Annotated in this window: 20 protein-coding genes; 13 read left to right on the top strand and 7 right to left on the bottom strand. The window is 53.2% G+C overall.

All coding sequences use genetic code 11. From position 1 onward, the window contains the following. The first annotated feature begins 352 nt into the window (after window positions 1-352). The gene (locus tag IE076_RS02280; protein WP_189434986.1) at window positions 353-769 is read left to right on the top strand and encodes a Ros/MucR family transcriptional regulator; all 417 of its coding nucleotides are present in this window, start codon (window positions 353-355) and stop codon (window positions 767-769) included. A gap of 256 nt (window positions 770-1,025) precedes the next feature. Here IE076_RS02280 and IE076_RS02275 read toward each other — a convergent pair whose 3' ends face one another. After that, window positions 1,026-1,214: a hypothetical protein gene (locus IE076_RS02275; protein ID WP_189434984.1), complete on the bottom strand. Its 189-nt coding sequence runs from the start codon at window positions 1,212-1,214 to the stop codon at window positions 1,026-1,028. Between the two features lie 87 nt (window positions 1,215-1,301). On the opposite strand from IE076_RS02275, the gene IE076_RS02270 reads away from it, so the two are divergent. Together IE076_RS02270 and IE076_RS02265 are read left to right on the top strand one after the other, a co-directional pair. After that, a complete protein-coding gene (locus IE076_RS02270) occupies window positions 1,302-1,670 on the top strand; it encodes a helix-turn-helix domain-containing protein (RefSeq protein WP_189434982.1) in 369 nt (122 codons plus the stop codon). Then, the gene (locus tag IE076_RS02265) at window positions 1,654-2,400 is read left to right on the top strand and encodes a DUF6456 domain-containing protein (RefSeq protein ID WP_189434980.1); all 747 of its coding nucleotides are present in this window, start codon (window positions 1,654-1,656) and stop codon (window positions 2,398-2,400) included. Before IE076_RS02270 ends, IE076_RS02265 begins: the two co-directional genes overlap by 17 nt. Here IE076_RS02265 and IE076_RS02260 read toward each other — a convergent pair. After that, window positions 2,363-2,794, bottom strand: coding sequence for a SufE family protein (locus IE076_RS02260; RefSeq protein WP_189434979.1), 432 nt, complete (start codon window positions 2,792-2,794; stop codon window positions 2,363-2,365). The genes IE076_RS02265 and IE076_RS02260 overlap by 38 nt on opposite strands. Before the next feature lie 144 nt (window positions 2,795-2,938). Beyond that, window positions 2,939-3,523, bottom strand: coding sequence for a DUF5330 domain-containing protein (locus IE076_RS02255; protein WP_189434977.1), 585 nt, complete (start codon window positions 3,521-3,523; stop codon window positions 2,939-2,941). 526 nt (window positions 3,524-4,049) lie between these two features. On the opposite strand from IE076_RS02255, the gene IE076_RS02250 reads away from it, so the two are divergent. Further along, on the top strand, window positions 4,050-4,940 hold the full coding sequence (locus IE076_RS02250) for a peptidoglycan-binding domain-containing protein (RefSeq protein WP_189434975.1): 891 nt from the start codon (window positions 4,050-4,052) through the stop codon (window positions 4,938-4,940). A gap of 33 nt (window positions 4,941-4,973) precedes the next feature. Beyond that, a complete protein-coding gene (locus IE076_RS02245) occupies window positions 4,974-5,345 on the top strand; it encodes a DUF1491 family protein (RefSeq protein ID WP_189434973.1) in 372 nt (123 codons plus the stop codon). On the opposite strand, the gene IE076_RS02240 is transcribed toward IE076_RS02245, so the two are convergent. After that, window positions 5,334-6,173: a hypothetical protein gene (locus IE076_RS02240; RefSeq protein ID WP_209008762.1), complete on the bottom strand. Its 840-nt coding sequence runs from the start codon at window positions 6,171-6,173 to the stop codon at window positions 5,334-5,336. The genes IE076_RS02245 and IE076_RS02240 overlap by 12 nt on opposite strands. Before the next feature lie 457 nt (window positions 6,174-6,630). Between IE076_RS02240 and IE076_RS02235 the strand changes: the two genes are divergently transcribed. Next, a complete protein-coding gene (locus tag IE076_RS02235; RefSeq protein ID WP_189434972.1) occupies window positions 6,631-7,533 on the top strand; it encodes a hypothetical protein in 903 nt (300 codons plus the stop codon). A gap of 13 nt (window positions 7,534-7,546) precedes the next feature. On the opposite strand, the gene IE076_RS02230 is transcribed toward IE076_RS02235, so the two are convergent. Genes IE076_RS02230 through IE076_RS02220 form a run of 3 tightly spaced genes read right to left on the bottom strand, consistent with a single transcriptional unit; the run spans window position 7,547 to window position 11,069 of the window. Then, entirely contained in the window at window positions 7,547-8,137 is a 591-nt protein-coding gene (locus IE076_RS02230; RefSeq protein ID WP_189434971.1) for a DUF1254 domain-containing protein, read from the bottom strand. Then, window positions 8,134-8,835 (bottom strand): DUF1214 domain-containing protein, encoded by a 702-nt coding sequence (locus IE076_RS02225; protein ID WP_189434969.1) that lies wholly within the window; start codon window positions 8,833-8,835, stop codon window positions 8,134-8,136. Before IE076_RS02225 ends, IE076_RS02230 begins: the two co-directional genes overlap by 4 nt. Then, entirely contained in the window at window positions 8,832-11,069 is a 2,238-nt protein-coding gene (locus tag IE076_RS02220) for a transglycosylase domain-containing protein (protein WP_189434968.1), read from the bottom strand. Before IE076_RS02220 ends, IE076_RS02225 begins: the two co-directional genes overlap by 4 nt. A gap of 124 nt (window positions 11,070-11,193) precedes the next feature. On the opposite strand from IE076_RS02220, the gene IE076_RS02215 reads away from it, so the two are divergent. The 7 genes from IE076_RS02215 to IE076_RS02185 all read left to right on the top strand — a co-directional run bounded on the left by IE076_RS02215 (window position 11,194) and on the right by IE076_RS02185 (window position 16,073). After that, window positions 11,194-11,673 (top strand): YcgN family cysteine cluster protein, encoded by a 480-nt coding sequence (locus tag IE076_RS02215; protein WP_189434966.1) that lies wholly within the window; start codon window positions 11,194-11,196, stop codon window positions 11,671-11,673. A 400-nt stretch (window positions 11,674-12,073) separates the two neighbouring features. Further along, window positions 12,074-12,586, top strand: coding sequence for a hypothetical protein (locus tag IE076_RS02210; protein ID WP_189434964.1), 513 nt, complete (start codon window positions 12,074-12,076; stop codon window positions 12,584-12,586). Then, the gene (locus tag IE076_RS02205) at window positions 12,519-13,850 is read left to right on the top strand and encodes a DNA-packaging protein (protein WP_189434962.1); all 1,332 of its coding nucleotides are present in this window, start codon (window positions 12,519-12,521) and stop codon (window positions 13,848-13,850) included. The genes IE076_RS02210 and IE076_RS02205 overlap by 68 nt, the downstream gene beginning before the upstream one ends. Window positions 13,851-14,031: 181 nt before the next feature. Then, a complete protein-coding gene (locus IE076_RS02200) occupies window positions 14,032-15,210 on the top strand; it encodes a phage portal protein (protein WP_189434960.1) in 1,179 nt (392 codons plus the stop codon). Further along, entirely contained in the window at window positions 15,203-15,391 is a 189-nt protein-coding gene (locus IE076_RS02195; protein WP_189434958.1) for a hypothetical protein, read from the top strand. The genes IE076_RS02200 and IE076_RS02195 overlap by 8 nt, the downstream gene beginning before the upstream one ends. Window positions 15,392-15,445: 54 nt before the next feature. Beyond that, window positions 15,446-15,676 carry a hypothetical protein gene (locus IE076_RS02190; RefSeq protein ID WP_189435643.1) on the top strand — a complete coding sequence of 77 codons (231 nt, stop codon included), beginning with the start codon at window positions 15,446-15,448 and terminating at the stop codon, window positions 15,674-15,676. After that, on the top strand, window positions 15,648-16,073 hold the full coding sequence (locus IE076_RS02185) for an HK97 family phage prohead protease (protein ID WP_189434956.1): 426 nt from the start codon (window positions 15,648-15,650) through the stop codon (window positions 16,071-16,073). The genes IE076_RS02190 and IE076_RS02185 overlap by 29 nt, the downstream gene beginning before the upstream one ends. Window positions 16,074-16,122: the final 49 nt, after the last annotated feature.

Below are 16,122 nucleotides of genomic sequence, written 5' to 3'. Positions count from 1 at the left end.
CGCGTTGCCAAAAGCTGGCCACATAGTACAGTCACATTCTTTTGCCTGTACACTAGGGCGACCAGTTTATCTAGTTTACTTCTTTGATTTCTCAAGTTTGTTGGAAGTCTGTAAGGTCCTTCTAAATCACAATGCACAAAAAACCATAGTAAATCTGCCTTTAAGGGTTGAATTTAACTTGTTATCCTTATTTCATGTCTCTATAAAAGCTCCCTATGGTTTTTACTTGTTTAGAGTCGAAACTCGGCTGAGATAAGTATGGATTGAACCTTTAATTTTCGAATTGAAGTATTGGTCCTGTAATAAACAAGTACACCTACGAAATTTAGATCCACAAGATGACAGGTTTGAGATGAGCGAGATCCCTGCAGACAACAATTTGATGGAACTGACTGCTGATATCGTGTCGGCCTATGTTGGTAATAACACTGTGGCTTCCGCTGATTTGCCTGTGCTGATCAACGACGTCTATGTGGCTCTGCAGAAAACTGGCGGCGACCGTTCCGAGCCAGAGCCAGAGCCACTGCGTCCAGCTGTTGCAGTTAAGAAATCAGTCACGAACGACTACATCGTCTGCCTCGAAGACGGTAAGAAGTTTAAGTCCCTGAAGCGTCACCTTCGCACGCACTACGATATGACTCCTGAAGAATATCGTGAGAAATGGGGCCTGCCTGCAGATTACCCAATGGTTGCACCTCATTACGCAGCAGCTCGTTCCGAGCTTGCTAAGAAAATGGGTCTCGGTCAGCAGCGTAAACGCGCTAAGTAATCACAGGATATATCCTGTTAAGAAACCAACCTCATCTGAGGTTGGTTTTTTTTATTCCCCTTCCATCAATTTTTATCCCCCATTTATCAGTGAATTTCGCTTAGGAATGCGCGTCTGCTGCAGATACTTTATGCACGTCTGGCGTAAACCTTCCGAAGGGCAAGTTTGTCTCATGTATGAGTAGAGTTGGTATTCTATTTGTACTGGGGCTGCCTAGATTCTGATTTCCAAATCTCAGCAAGCTTTCAGAGTTAGTTCAAAAATTTAAGTTGAGCTGGATTTTTCCTGCGCGAATGAAAGGCAGGAGCAGTGTTTTAAACTGGCGTATCTCCCTTAATCGTTTAGAGGAGCTCATGTTTGGAGCGCGTGCGACTTCAATCTTATCCTCCCCGAGTTCCGGCAGGACAACAATCAACTGTTCTTTGACGATAAACGACCAGTTCATTGGAGTATTGAAATGCCGAGATTTTCTGAGGGGGAGAAAGACGAAAGGTGCCGGGGTATACACTCGGAATCTTCGCATCATTCCATAGTGCTGAATAAGCCTCTTTCCGCAGTCGATTGGATGGCGACCGGTCGTGTTGCACTCGCATTTGGGTTGAAACCCGAAGAACTGCACTCGGCGTCCCGTGGCTATGCAAAAGCAGCAAAAGCACGGCAGGTCTCCATGTACATCCTTCACGTGTCCATGGGTAGAACGCTCTCGCAAGCTGCTGCTGTCTTTGGCCGTGACAGGACCACTGCTGCCCATGCCTGTAAAGTGGTGGAGGACCTCAGAGAGAACCCCAGATTTGATGCAGTCCTGTCAGAAATTGAGGGGCAGCTCTCGGCGTCGGTCGCCAGCGCTCGCATGCATTACCCTTTGGAAGCAGGAGGGTTGTTAGATGCGTGCACAGCCTGAGTTCAACACCCACGATGAGCCTTTGATTAAACTGTGCAGGCACCTCGCCGGCACCCGCCAAAAGATAAGTGAGTCAGTTGGAGCGGAGGCAACAGTTGCGCGCGCAGTCTCTCTGGGGTTTGTGAATGTTGGCACTGAAGGATATCAGTTAACAAAAGAAGGACGGGTATGGCTGAAGAAGCGACTGAGTGAAGGGGGGCTTGAGGCCGTGCCTCGGTCAAAAGGTCGACCAGTTCATACAGATCGTTCGGAAAGTCCACTTGCCTGGCTAAAGAAGCGCAAAGATAAAACCGGCAAAACCCATATCTCGGCTCAGCAATTCGAGGCTGGAGAGCGTTTACGAGAGGATTTCACCTACGCGCAGCTCTGGGGTACGGTGAAATCAAACTGGCGCAGCGAACGCTCATCCAAGTCGAGTAAGAGTATAGATGACGTGTCCGACAGCGTTTACGATGCCAGACAGCGTCTTCAAAACGCGCTCTCCGCCGTGGGTCCCGAGCTCTCCGGGATCCTTTTGGATGTCTGCTGTTTTCTGAAATCCCTGAAGGACATCGAGGTGGAACGCCAATGGCCACAACGGACGGCAAAAATCGTGTTGGGTCTGGCGCTCGACCGCCTTGCCGCTCATTATGGATCTTCACGCAGCTGCGCAGTCGTCCCTGATGTGGCGCAAATGGCCAGCTGGACAGCTCCTAGTTCAGAGCCAGCGCAGCAGACGCATCATCTTTGATGCGTTGAACCATGGAGCTCAAACCATTGGAGCGCTGTGGTGTCAGATGTTCTTTGAGGCCGATTTTGTTGAATATACCCTCAATATCGGTCTCAAGGATCTCCTGAGCCGATACGCCGGAGTACTGCGCAAGCACGATGGCAACAAGACCGCGAACAATATGAGCGTCACTGTCACCTTTATAATATAGGATCGGTCCTTTATCAGAATCTTTCCGGATGCTCTTTGAAAGCCAAACCTGAGAAACACAGCCATGCACGCGGTTTTCCTCACTGCGTTCATCATCGGTCAGTGGCTCGAGTTCTCTACCCAGTTCGATCACATAACGATAGCGATCTTCCCAGTCTTCGAGGAATTCAAATCCTTCTAGAATATCGGCGATCGCAGTGGTCATAGGTCTGTTCTTTCACTCATGGTTTTGACGAGTTTTTATCGCGCCAGCTGGTCTGGGGCAATATGATTAGATTCAAAATATAAAACGACCCACACTCAAGTAAGAGTATGGGCCGGAAAAGCTGATTGAACCAGCGAGTTATTCTCAATTGGCGCCATAATGCAGCGGATTGGGCCGCGGCAAGGGAACGGGTAAAACAGGCGTTCCGTAGGTCGGGCGAACTTCAGCAAATAATCCCCGTTCTGTGGACTTTTGCGACGCAGGACGCCCGCTTGCCTGATTGCCTTTCAGCTGCCACGGGATATCCAGATCCGCCGAGCTAAGTGTGCCGGAGTGAGCAGGTTCGTCCGAGGTACTCCCGAAGCTTGGCAGCAACTGTCCCGCCGCAACCTCGTCAAACGGAAGAGTTTCAATCAGATCCTGAGCGGAAGGCAGAGCGGTAGAATTTACTGGCTGCAAATCGTCTGTTTCACTATCGTTAAGATAATCATAGACAAGCCGAGCCGCTTCTTTCGCCTTTAACCCCACCAACGTGACTACGGAGCTCCCCATCTCGCAGGCATTGGGGTTACGCTCGCAAAAGCCACCCAGATCCTGCAGAGTGGACTGAGCTGCGAGATAAACCTGGACGATCCCAATAGAGGGAGCATCCTCATCACTCCCGGTTCCGATGGGTAGTAGAAGGAGGACAAGGCCGATCCAGAATGCAGTTCTAAGCAGAAAGAACATTGATCTCGCTCATGGGTATCAGTCATGCCGAACACTCGGCAACTTTTAAATAGTCGATTAACCTATTGAAACCATAGGCTTTACACTCAAATATAACATATCTTGTTCTCATTAAATTTGAGTCAAATTTTATCAGAAATGAGAAGCCTATGAGATGTATGGCATTTTGCCGCTCCTCACAGTTTTCAGGATGGTCAGACATGGTGAACAGAGTGTAAAGGAAAGATCCAAAAGGCCGATGTCGGCGAAAGAAAAATGCATTTGACATCTGTTTTGGCCTCAATCCGCAGCTGCAGATAAGGCTTTTTTTAAGTATACCTTGGTACAACCGGGTGATCTGGAAAACAGAGACACCCCCTGATTTTACCCAAGGAATTTGGAGGTTCTCGGTGGGCAGTGGTCTATTCAAAGTGGACTTGATCAGAGGAGGGCGATATCTCTAACCTCCTCAGGAAGACACCAGCTTGGCTTGGTAATGGCTGGTACTCGGGTAACATATAGTTTGCAGTAAAAGAGGTAGTGCTTGATGGTGGGGCGGAAGCCAAACGGCAAAAATGCGAGAAAAGCTGGAACCCGCTCGGGTTCTGCGAAAGCTCGGCCTGATGGCGATTACCAACTGCATGTGCACTACGATGACGACGGCGTGTTCTACGAGGACGGCGAAGTCGACCATGCAGCTGTTGCGCAAGCCGCTTCCAAGAAATCATCTGGCCTGAGCAAACGTTTCACTTTGGTGCTGCTCGGCTTCGGGGCAATGTCTTCGCTCATCGCAGTCAATGCCGCCTTCTTGCAGGACAGCAAACACCCATCACCAATTCTCGCCACGCGGACCTCACAGGACCAGCTGGATAGTTCAGCACTCGTCAGAGCAACACAGCGCTTGAAGCGTCAGGAACTGGTTGCTGAGGTGCAAAACGAGCTGCGTCGCTTGGGCGTATACCCTGGCAGCCTTGACGGTCAGTTTGGACCGGCGACGGAACGGGCCGTACGCGCTTATCAAAGACAGCGCGGCATGAGTGAGACCGGGCAGGTGACAGAAGCCTTGTTGGCGCGCCTCACCATGGACTTTGAGGCCTTTGCAGCTCCGACCAATACAGCTTCGGTTGCACGAGCCGAGGTTCCCATCCCGCGGGCAAGCCCTGAGGAGATTGAAGCACTCACCCAGCGCGCCTCAAACCTCACTAAGGTTTCCGGTCAGACGGGCACCCAAACAGCTGTAATGACAGAGCGCATCAAGCGATTGCAGAAGACACTGGCTGATCTGGGATACGGCCCTTTGACCATTGATGGTATTCCCGGCGGTCAGACAGCTTCTGCAATTGCCGCATTTCAGCGTGATAATGCGTTGAAAGTGGACGGACAAATGAGCGAAGCACTGTTTTCAAGGCTCGCCGTTATCAGTGGCACCCGGATATGAGTGCACAATAATTTCTGTAAGAAAGATAGTAGGATGCGAGTAACCTCCGAATTCTGGGTCGCCGCTTATACACGCCGCTGCTTTGCAGAGGGCGCGTTTGCAGGCATACGCCGCAAGGGTGCTCAAGAGGCAGGCGCCATATTCATCATTGTTGATCGGCTGGACTCGACCTACGATTTTTATGGCCCTGCACCCCAATCCTTTTTCGACGAAGAAAAGCCGCTGGATCGGGAATTTGAGTGTCTTTTGGAAAAGGCGTCCCGTGAGGACATCGAAGCCAAGCTTACCCGAGAAGAGCGCATGGACCCTGACTTCTGGGTGGTTGAGGTCGAAGATAAAGATGCTCGAAGCTTCCTGTCTCTTCCAAAAGAGCCGGGTCCAGAGGATCTATTCTCACGCTTTTAACGTTGCCAGTTCCGCATGATTATGTGTCGGCCGTGTGAGAGAGGCACCCTGTGTCTTCAGGTCACGTGTTGCAGTCTCTGTCCTCTCAAAAACACTGCGATAACTGGCTTGTACTGCCGTCTTGCTCCAATGGCGGATCAATTGACCAGCGACCTTCCGGTCAATGCCAGCTGCCGACTGTTGCAAGTCCCTCATGCTGTTTAGATCGATGAGAGTACCCCAAAAACGCACCAGCAATTGATCCACAAACCGCGCTGGAACACCAAGCCCAACGAGCAGAACGATGAACCCATCCGGAGAGGCGTGGGCGCAGCACTGATGAACCTGATCCGCCGTCAGCCCGCAAGCCTGTGCCAGCTGGTCAATCATACTAGTGTGCCCGTATTTCAGACCACGGCGCACAAGCTCCTGGATTTCATTCTGGGCAAGAGTTTCTACTGCGTCTTCTGATGCAGAAGGTCCCGTCAAACTTGCAGCAAGATCCAAGTTGGAAGAAATTGGCGCACTCTCCAAGAAGTGTCTCACTAAATCACTTTGGGACTGCTCCAAATGACTGGCGCGGAGTTGAGATGCACTATGGCTCTTGAAATTGGAACTCACGTAGTCACCGATGTTCTGGTCATGGTCATTTGCAAGTGCTTTCAACACGGCCTCCGGAGCATAGGTGATCGGACATAGCAACTGCGCGACCTTCAGCCGGCTGGCTGCCGATACCAACGACAGCTGCTGCAGTGCCAACTCCTCATACATATGAGAGCTTGCGTGAGAGTGGCGAGACTGAGCAAAAGCCTCCGTTGCTGCAATTAGTAGTTGAGACCTGTCTTCCATAACTGAAGGAACCTGTGTACGCAAAATGAGCCATTGATGGTGCGTGTTCTTGCCAGAAATAGAGGCGGTGCATCTGACATCGAGCAGAATTACTAGTTAGATTTAAGAGTAAATGCTTTACATCTCATTAACCGAAACTCAGCTTAACTGTGGGGGAGAGGAGCCAGAAAATTGACCAGCAAATGCACCAGAGGACGGAACGATGGGTACACTTCATGATCTTGTGACTGAGCGGTCACGAAGGCAGCCAATACAGATACGCCGCGCTTATGATCGACAGGCTCCATCGGCGCAAATTCACATGTTCCCGGGGGTCCAGCACCTACCTACAGGAAGAGTCTCCCACAATCGTATTGGTATTATTCGCGTTGTAGAAGAATACTCGGAATACGAGAGGGACTAGCATCCTGCGTTCAATGCCTGTATTCCCAGTACTGAGGTAATGGGATTGAGAGTCATGGGCGAAGTCAGGAAATCAGGCTTGATCGACAAAGGTGATGCCTTTGCGCGCACAACACGCGATGGATCCTGGTCTGCAGCAAGGTCCAGCTCAAAACCATCCTTGATGGTGTCTCTTCTCGTCGTCTCCTCAACCGCTATCCTGCTCGGCGCCTGTTCCAGGCCGACCGGAGATTTTGGGCGGGCCGCGCCCAATGTCCTGCATGACCGCGTTGCGGAAGATGCGGGGATGCTCTATCGCTATTCCCAAAAGCAGAATGTCTCCAATCTCAACCAGACCGATCAGGAAAAAGAGCTGAGAGATCGCGGGTGGACCCTTGTTGTTCCGCCCAACTCTGAAGATTGGGTTGGCGCTAGTAAGGCTCAGCTGAAACGGCAGGGGCTTCTGAAAGATCCATACGCGACCATAAACCCTTCAATCTATTATATTTATCTACGCTCAGATAAATACCGCTCCAGCGAAACGCGCTATAATCGCTTAATCAACGACATGAAGTCGGATGAAAAGCTGCTACTGCCATTTTGTAAGATTGCGCAGCAGGTGCTGATTACGGACCAAGAACGTCAGGCTGCTCTTGCGCGCCAACAGGACGTTAATCCGCAGTTTGCAACGGGAGTAAAGGCGAGAGTGAACGAGAATAAGTCCTTTGTGGACTGGGTTCTGGGCGCAACAGGACGCCGCCTGCAAGCCTACCAGATTGCACTCAACGCCCTGGAAGTGGAGACCCCGTCAGCGCGGCGACAGTGGGACGCAGCCAAGGCCTATGAACAGCTCCGCCGGACCTATGAAGAGCTGCCCTCAAAGTGTTATGCGCCTGAGAAACCTCGCGAAGAACAGATCGCCAAAACATCACGCATCTTCACAGGATGGGGACTGGAAAGACCAGCGCCGCAAAAATAGGGGGAAGTTTGCTCTAGATCCGTGGCAGGTCGGAACAAGTCGCTGAGTGCAAAGCCTGCGAGATTTGTGGCAGATACGCGTTGGATGGCACAAAAGCTCTGAACAACGCAAAGCCCTTCAGTTCATCCGTCTCCACAACAATCATCTCTTCCAGATCATCAGGCGGGTTCTCGCGTAAGATGGAAAGCTGCTGCGGCGTCAGTACCAGCATACGCACAGCTTCGCCCTCCGAAGTCTTGTCATTAAGGCTGTAAGTCACCTGCCCATTTTCATTAAATAGTCCCAGCGACCAGAACGGCGAGGGGGCATACGTGTTGATGATCAACGGGCCGTTCTCAAGGGAATAACGGCAGATCGCATGGCGCATAGATGGATCAAGATCAGGCAGCGGTTCACTTCGTGGAAGGATTGGTGGAAGCACCTGAAAATTCCGGTCCGCACCAAAACCGCCAACCCTGTCATAGGGCGAGTCAGGAACATAGCCTGGAACGCTTAAGACGATCGACACATGAATTATCCCCGCGACCAGCAATCCGCCGATGCCCCACAAAATCCATCGAGGCGAGATGTAAAAGTCCTGCAGTTTTTTGAGGAGGTCGTTCATTTGCAGCCCACCAATTCAACGGCAGGCATCACAGGCGCGCTTAAACCGGCACCGGTCGTATAGGGAATATCATAGAGCCGCATGGCAAACACCAGTCCGCTATTCCCCCCGGTTGGCAGCCAGTTTCCCGGACGCGCTTCAGGAGCAACGTCTATCGAAAATGTCCCTGTGTGATCCATGAGCATACCATGGCTGTGCAGCGAGGCTCGTCCCGCATCCGTTGCAAGCAGTTCCAATGCATTGTTCAGTGCAGTGATCGTCCAAAGCCGTGTGGAAGGCACTCTGCCGGAAATTCTGTAATGACATTGGGGATCTAGCACCCGTCCGCTGTCATCAAAAGCGGCGTAGAACGCAATGCCTTCACCGCTCCCCAGCGGAACACGGCCCGTGCGTGCAAAGATCGCTGTACTGTAAGGGTCGCTGTCAATCGTTCCCGCATGTGGATGCCCAACCCAGACGCCGCTCTCAAGCGCGCTGAACGGAGAACCACGGTTCAGCGAAAGATAGGCACTGCCTATCCCCACAATCAACGCAATGACGATAGAGAGTACAAAAGGCCAAAACGAGAAAAACGGCGCTTTGTAAAGCAATGGCGAAATACGCGGCCAAGGCTTTTGCCAGGAGGTCTCTCCGTCATAAATCTGGGTGGTTTCCGGTTCAGGAACAGCCACCAAAGGCATGTGCGGGGTATGTGTCATCGGGTATAAGTCATATCCGCCTGAGCGTCAGAACCCAAACGGGCCTGTACGTTTGACTGAGAAAAATTGTTGAATGGAAGCGAACGCAGCCGTTTCCCAAGCGCTTCCAGAACTTGCTGTGAGGTCTTGTTGAGCTGCTCCGGCGGCCCTGTCTCTTCGTGATCCGTAAGCCCGTTGGCGGCAATAACGTCCTTGCCTGGAGGCGCCTCCACACCGGGCATAGCCTTCAGCTCCAATCCTTGGTGTGCCACCTTCATGAAGTTGCCCCAGGTCATTGCGGGCAGGCTACCACCGGTCATGCGGCGCGTGGACGTAAAGTCATCGTTGCCAAACCAGACCGCAGCGGCCAGATTGCCCGTATAACCCACATACCATGCATCCCGGTAGGCCTGTGTTGTGCCCGTCTTGCCCGCTGCCGTAATACCCTCCAGTTGGGCGCGGCGGCCCGTGCCACGTTCCACCACATTGACCAGAATATCGTTCATCATTGCCACCTTATCAAATGGCAGGATCCTCAGGGCTGGCCCCGCATCACGGTCATGACTATATAACAATTCGCCTTTTGAATTGCGCAGCTCCAGAACAGCGTATGGATCAACCTTTATCCCCCCGGAGGCAAACGAGGCATAGGAGCTTGTCATATCAAGCACCGTCACCTCACCAACCCCAAGAGGCATGGCACGGGTGATCTTCAGTTCGCTGTTGATGCCCATCATATAGGCAGTGGTCGCAATTTTATCACGCCCGATTGCCTGCGCCAGCTGCACGGGAATGGTGTTGATTGACTTTGTAAGCGCCGTCTTTAGGGTCACCGGACCAGCATAGCCACGGGTATAATTGCGCGGGCTCCAGCCGCCAATGTTGATGGGCCGATCACGAACAACACTCTCGGTCTCATAGCCGTTCAGGAAGGCGGTCATGTAAACGAATGGCTTAAAGGATGAGCCTGGTTGGCGTAGCGCATCGGTCGCACGGTTGAACTGGCTTTCATCATAGTCACGTCCACCCACCATGGCGCGAACAGCGCCGTCGATGGTGATAACTGTCATGGCCGCTTCTTCAACACCGTAGCGGCTGCCGTATTGGCGCAACGTGCTTTCAACCTGTTCAACCGCTTCCCGCTGCAACCCGGGATCAAGGGTGGTGCGAACAGATATTACCCTGTCGGTACTAAGCTCCGGGTATTGCGCGGCAAGTTCCTTCACCTTTTCGTAGGCCCAGTCGAGATAATGATCCGGCGCCTGGCTTTTTGTCCGGTCAATGGGGTCTGCCGGATTACGCCGCGCGCCAATAACTTGTCCTTCGGTCATGAAGCCAGCCTGCACGATATTCGTCAGTACTTCATTGGCACGGGCACGGGCGGCAGGCAGGTTTTTGTGCGGGGCGTACTTGGAAGGTGCCTTGTAAAGCCCTGCTAGCATTGCAGCTTCTGCAAGCGAAATTTCGCGAACGTCTTTGCCGAAGTAAAATTCAGAGGCAGCCGCCACGCCAAATGTCCCCGCGCCCATGTAGGCGCGATCAAGGTACAATTTGAGGATTTCTCGCTTCGAAAGGTTCATCTCAAGCCACAGGGCGAGATAAGCTTCCTTGATTTTGCGTTGTAATGTGCGTTCGTTTGAAAGGAACAGGTTTTTTGCGAGCTGCTGTGTAATTGACGAGCCACCCTGCACAACAGAGCGCGCTTTCACGTTCTCCACCATCGCGCGAAAGGTACCAACAAAGTCAATTCCCAGGTGAAGAAAGAACCGTCTGTCTTCGGTCGCAAGGGTGGCCTGGATCACGTGGTCAGGAATCTCGTCCAGCGGAATTTTGTCGTTCAGCAAGATGCCACGTTTGCCGATCGGGTTTCCGAACCGGTCAAAAAAGCTCACAGAGAAGTCGGAGGTCGTTTTCCAGTCTGAGCGCTCCGTCTCCTTAAAGGCAGGCTGCGCGAAGGCTAGCAGGATCAGGAACCCGAAGGCGCAATAGGTCAACCCCTCGGAAGCCAGTCCCGCAATGAACTTGGTAGCCCCGCGCGGTGCAAACCGGCGCATGAAGGCAGAGTATTCGCGAAAGAAGGCGCCAAGCCACTGTGACGTGTGAAAGAGCGCAGAATCCAGCCATGCATCGGTTGCAAGCATGCGCTGAGATAGATCATGGAGCGAAAAAGATCGCCCCTTACCCTTTTTTTTCACAGTATCGGCAGAATTTTCCGTGACATTCTGCTTTTCGCTGTTATCAGAGTTCTCTTCCAAACTGATTACCCGTAGTACCGGTCACACCCCTGATGACACAGGGGGGAACTATGAACCAAACCGAAAAACTTGCAACGACCCACTCGCGATATTCCCATCGGATTTTGCAATGAGAACGACATAAATGGTATCCGTAAACTCTGAGAGTCACCGCCCTTTTTGGCAGACGAAAACCCTTGAAGAGATGACCCCCGAAGAATGGGAGTCCCTCTGCGATGGTTGTGGACGCTGCTGCCTGAACAAGCTGGAAGATTGGGACACTGGCGCAATCTACTGGACAAGCGTCGCGTGCACTCTGCTCGATGGAACCACATGTAGGTGCAAAAACTATGAACGGCGCTTTGAAACTGTGCCCGATTGCGTTCAGCTTTCGCCAGAAACAGTAAGAACTTTGAAATGGTTACCGCCAACATGCGCGTATCGTTTGATCCGTGAAGGCAAGGACCTGTACTGGTGGCATCCTCTTGTCTCAAAAGATCCGCAAAGCGTTCATGACGCCGGAATCTCCGCAAAAGACAAAACCATCAGTGAAGATGGTATGGAGCCAGAGGACTACGAAAACTACCTCGTCGACTGGCCGGATGAAGAATATACCAAGGACTGATCCTGCAAATTACGTTTAATCTCAGGAACTTCTCCACAAGGGGGAAGCGGGTATAACTCAAAACTTTAAAAGCAACACAACCAGCGCAGGGCCACATCGCTCTGCGCGTTTTGAGTGTCCCATCAAAGCTTTACTTCTTTCTTTATTCAAAATTGAATTACACGCAATCCTAGCGCGGAACGGGGATAAGTGTCCATGCGTCTTTGGGTACCAAGCGCTAGGAATATAATCTTGACATCGCAGCGCTGCTTTGCTAGTGTTTTGGCATGCTAGAGAAAGTGTGAGTGAGCCGCTAAAGGCAACTTTTCACTTTCTAACCGCACAACATTTTAAGATCTCTGACCAGCTGTCCCTTGTTTCAACGGGCAGCTTTTTTTGTGCCTGAGTGACAGGAGGGGAGATGTCAGAACAGCAAGACCCCGAGCAGGAAGATGAGCAGGCCACACGGCTGCGTGTGCCCACCGAAGTCTGGCAAGTCGTCCGCCGCATGGTGGAAGAAGAGCCGTTTTCCATTGCCGAGATTGCCCGCCGAACGGGCCTGCCGGCAAGTACAATCTCCACCAAGATCAATCGTGAAGGCTGGCTGCGCAAATGGCAACTGGCACAGGAGCTCGCCAGCTCTCGGCCCGAAGAGCGCAAGCGTATGATTGCCCGCCTTTACGCCGCCTTTGAAAAACAGATCAGTGCGCTGGAGGCCAGACTGAAAAAGCTGAGCGGTGATCCGCAGTCCGCAGCAGGGGAGATGGATGCGACCGCCAAGGCCATCACCAGTCTCGCCAAGACACTGGATATGCTGATCGAGCTGCAGGACACCCACACTGCGGCTAATTCAGAAGAGGTGAGTGATGACCAGATGCGACAACAGCTTTCGCAGCGCATTGCAAGCCTGTGTAGCGCAGGGCAAACTGAATGACTTCATCGCGTCGCTGACGAAAGAAGAGTTGAGATTTATTCAACATAACTGGCAGCTGTTTGCGCACGCTCATCAGCGCGCGCCTGTCGGAAACTGGGCCACGTGGCTGCTCATGGGCGGGCGCGGTGCAGGCAAAACCAGAGCAGGGGCAGAGTGGGTCCGCAGCAAGGTGAACGGGGAGGGGTGGGCAGGCCCCGCAGCGGGCAATATTGCACTGGTCGGGCAAACCTACGCCGATGTGCGAGAGGTGATGATTGAGGGCATTTCCGGCCTGCTCGCGGTCCATCCGTCCGGACAAAAACCGCAGTGGAACCCATCACGTCGCCGTCTGGAGTGGCCCAACGGAGCGGTGGCGCGCGCGTTCTCCTCTGAGGATCCGGAGGCACTGCGCGGACCACAGTTTGATGCCGCTTGGTGTGATGAAGCAGGTAAGTGGAGCAACGCCATAGAGACCTTTGATATGCTCCAGTTTGGCCTGCGCCTCGGCAGCCGCCCGCAGCAACTTGTAACCACGACACCCAAGTCCACACCGCTCCTGAAGCTGCTGTTGCAGGACAAAAGGACCGTCGTGACAAAGGCCGGTACCAAAGCCAATGCCGCCTTTCTGGCAGAGGCTTTTCTGGAGCAAATGGCTGAGCGATATGGCGGCACCAGATTGGGCCGTCAGGAGCTTGATGGCGAGCTGATTGAAGACCGTGAGGATGCCCTGTTTGCTCGCAAATGGTTCGAGGCTGGCAGGCTGCGACAGGTGCCTGACTTAAAGCGCATCGTGGTTGCTATCGATCCGCCCGCCACATCCGGCAAGTCCGCAGATGCGTGTGGCATCATTGCGGTCGGGATCAATGAGACAGCGGAAATGTTTGTCTTAAGAGACCGAACCGCACAGGGCCTGCGCCCGGCGTTATGGGCCGAGCAGGCCATCAAACTCTATCACGAATTGGAGGCCAACTGCCTTCTGGCGGAAGTCAATCAGGGTGGCGAAATGGTGCGTGAGGTCATCGAAAGTGTGGACGCCAGCGTGCCAGTAAAATCGGTCCACGCAACAAGAAGCAAGCGACGTAGGGCAGAGCCCGTTGCACTACTTTACGAGCAGGGCCGCGTCCATCACTGCGGGGTGTTTCCGGAGCTGGAAGACGAGCTGGCCGACTTCGGAGCTGGTGGTTTGAGTAGTGGCAAATCACCCGACCGGCTCGATGCGCTGGTCTGGGCCATCACCGAACTCAACCGGCGGCCAGCGGGCAAACCACGCCTGCGCAAACTTTAAAACGAAGAATCCTCCTGCAATTTTAGGTCGAAGGAATAAATTCCTAGATACCTATAATTGCCAAAAACCTTTTAGTGTCAAAGGTTACGCCGCAAACCTTAAGTTGTTTGTGAGGATAGCCGCTGCGCGACATAAAGCTTGAGTCTGAACATTAAGTTGAAGCAAGAAGGGTAATGATCTCATGAGGTTAAGGCAACTTCTTGATACAGTTTTCTCACCAATTGCCGAGCGCAAAGCCTCACGAGCCAAATCCGTCGCCTTCATGCGGTTTGGCGAGGGAGCCGTCTGGACTCCGCGCAACTATGAGTCCTTGATAAATCAAGGATATTTGCGAAACACGATCGCCTACCGATGTGTACGCCTAATCTCCGAGGCCGCCGCCAACGTCTCTATCATTCTGAAGGTTGGCGAACAGGAGTTGGAAGCCCATCCCCTGCTGGAGTTGCTCAACCAACCCACCCAAATCCAAACGCGGCGCTCGTTTCTGGAGGAAGTCTATGGCTACCTGCTGGTCTCCGGCAACGCCTATGTGGAGGCGGTCTCGCTGGACGGTGTTCCACAAGAACTCCACGCACTGCGACCGGACCGCATGAAGGTGCTGGTGGATGATGGAGGCTGGGTGGAGGCCTACGAGTATCAGGTGGCCGGTCGCAAGGTGGAGCTACGCAAGAACGCCAGCGATAAGATCCAGCCCGTGCTCCACATCAAGCTCTTCAACCCGCTCAACGACCACTACGGTTTCGCACCCATCGAGGCCGCACAAATCGCCCTCGACATTCACAACGCCGCTGGCGAGTGGAACAAGTCTCTGCTCGACAACGCCGCCTGCCCAACCGGTGCACTGGTCTACGGCACAAGTGATGCCATGAACATGACCGACGATCAGTTCCACCGCCTGAAGGAGGAGCTGGAGAGTTCCTATCAGGGAGCGAGAAATGCAGGCCGTCCCATGTTGCTGGAAGGTGGTCTGGACTGGAAGCAAATGGGCATGTCGCCAAAGGACATGGACTTCATCGAACTGAAGAACGTCGCCGCCCGTGAAATCGCTCTGGCGTTCGGGGTGCCACCCATGCTGCTCGGCATTCCCGGAGACAACACCTACGCCAATTATCAGGAAGCCAACCGCGCCTTCTGGCGCCTCACCGTGGTGCCGCTTGCGGCACGGGTTCTTTCTGAACTTTCCAGCTGGCTCTCTGCCGCCTATGGCGAGCAGCTCAGGTTGGAACTGGACCTTGATTCCGTGGAAGCGTTGGCACAGGAGCGCAAGGCTCTATGGGATCGCATCACCGCCGCCGACTTCCTCTCCCGCGATGAAAAGCGCATCGCCGTTGGTTACGGAGCGGAGGGCAATGATGACTGAGTTGATGGCGACGCTCGCGGCAAATGGAGACCTCGCCCACGTGGCGCTTGGTGCCTGGGCAGGCACCTCCACCTCCATGCTTTTATGGGCCTTAAAGCAGGTCATCCGCTTCAATCGCCGTTTTGAAGAGTTCATGTGCGAGCTGGAAAAACTGAACAGCTTGCTGCGATTGGAAGCCTGAATTAGGCACTTTTAAAATATTGAGAAAAATTGAAATGTCCGGAGTAAGGTGGTGATGAGAGAATTCAAAAAGAAACCAGCGCTCGAGGAGTGTAAAAAGCAGTTCTCCGAAAAGCGCAGAGAACCACCGGCCCACACCTTCGCCAACTTCACCCAGGCACTTGCCGGGGCTTTAAGCGAGCGCCGCAGCGCCAAGGAGGAGGTGCCAAACTCCGGCAGTAAGACCAAATCCCAGCTGAAAGAGGGAGGCACTCAATTTGAATACAGATCACCCCATCGTCATTGAAGGCTACGCCAGCCGATTTGAACTGAGCGATCAGGGCGGCGATGTCATGCGCAAAGGAGCTTTCCAAAGCTCACTGCAACAGCAAAAACTCACCGACGTCAAAATGCTCTGGCAGCACGATCCGGCAAATCCCATCGGCAAATGGCTGCACATTCAGGAGGACGGGATCGGCCTCTTTGTAAAGGGCCTGCTGTTTCCCGGCATCGCCCAGGGTCGGCAAGCCATCGCAATGGTGCAGGCAGGCATTCTTGATGGACTGTCTATCGGCTTTAAAACCCGCCGTGCAAGTCGCAATGCCAAAACCGGACGCCGGGATGTGCTGGCAGTTGATCTCTGGGAGATCTCGCTGGTCACGTTCCCCCTGTTGCCGTCAGCTCGCCTGACCGTGGTCTCCTGAGGAACCAGACAACCTGACTTTATCTGCCTGTGGTGTCCCGGTGGTGCCG

This window comes from Pseudovibrio japonicus (assembly GCF_014651595.1).
GTDB classification, from domain to species: Bacteria; Pseudomonadota; Alphaproteobacteria; order Rhizobiales; family Stappiaceae; genus Pseudovibrio; species Pseudovibrio japonicus.
This window is presented reverse-complemented; position numbering and strand designations above follow the sequence as displayed.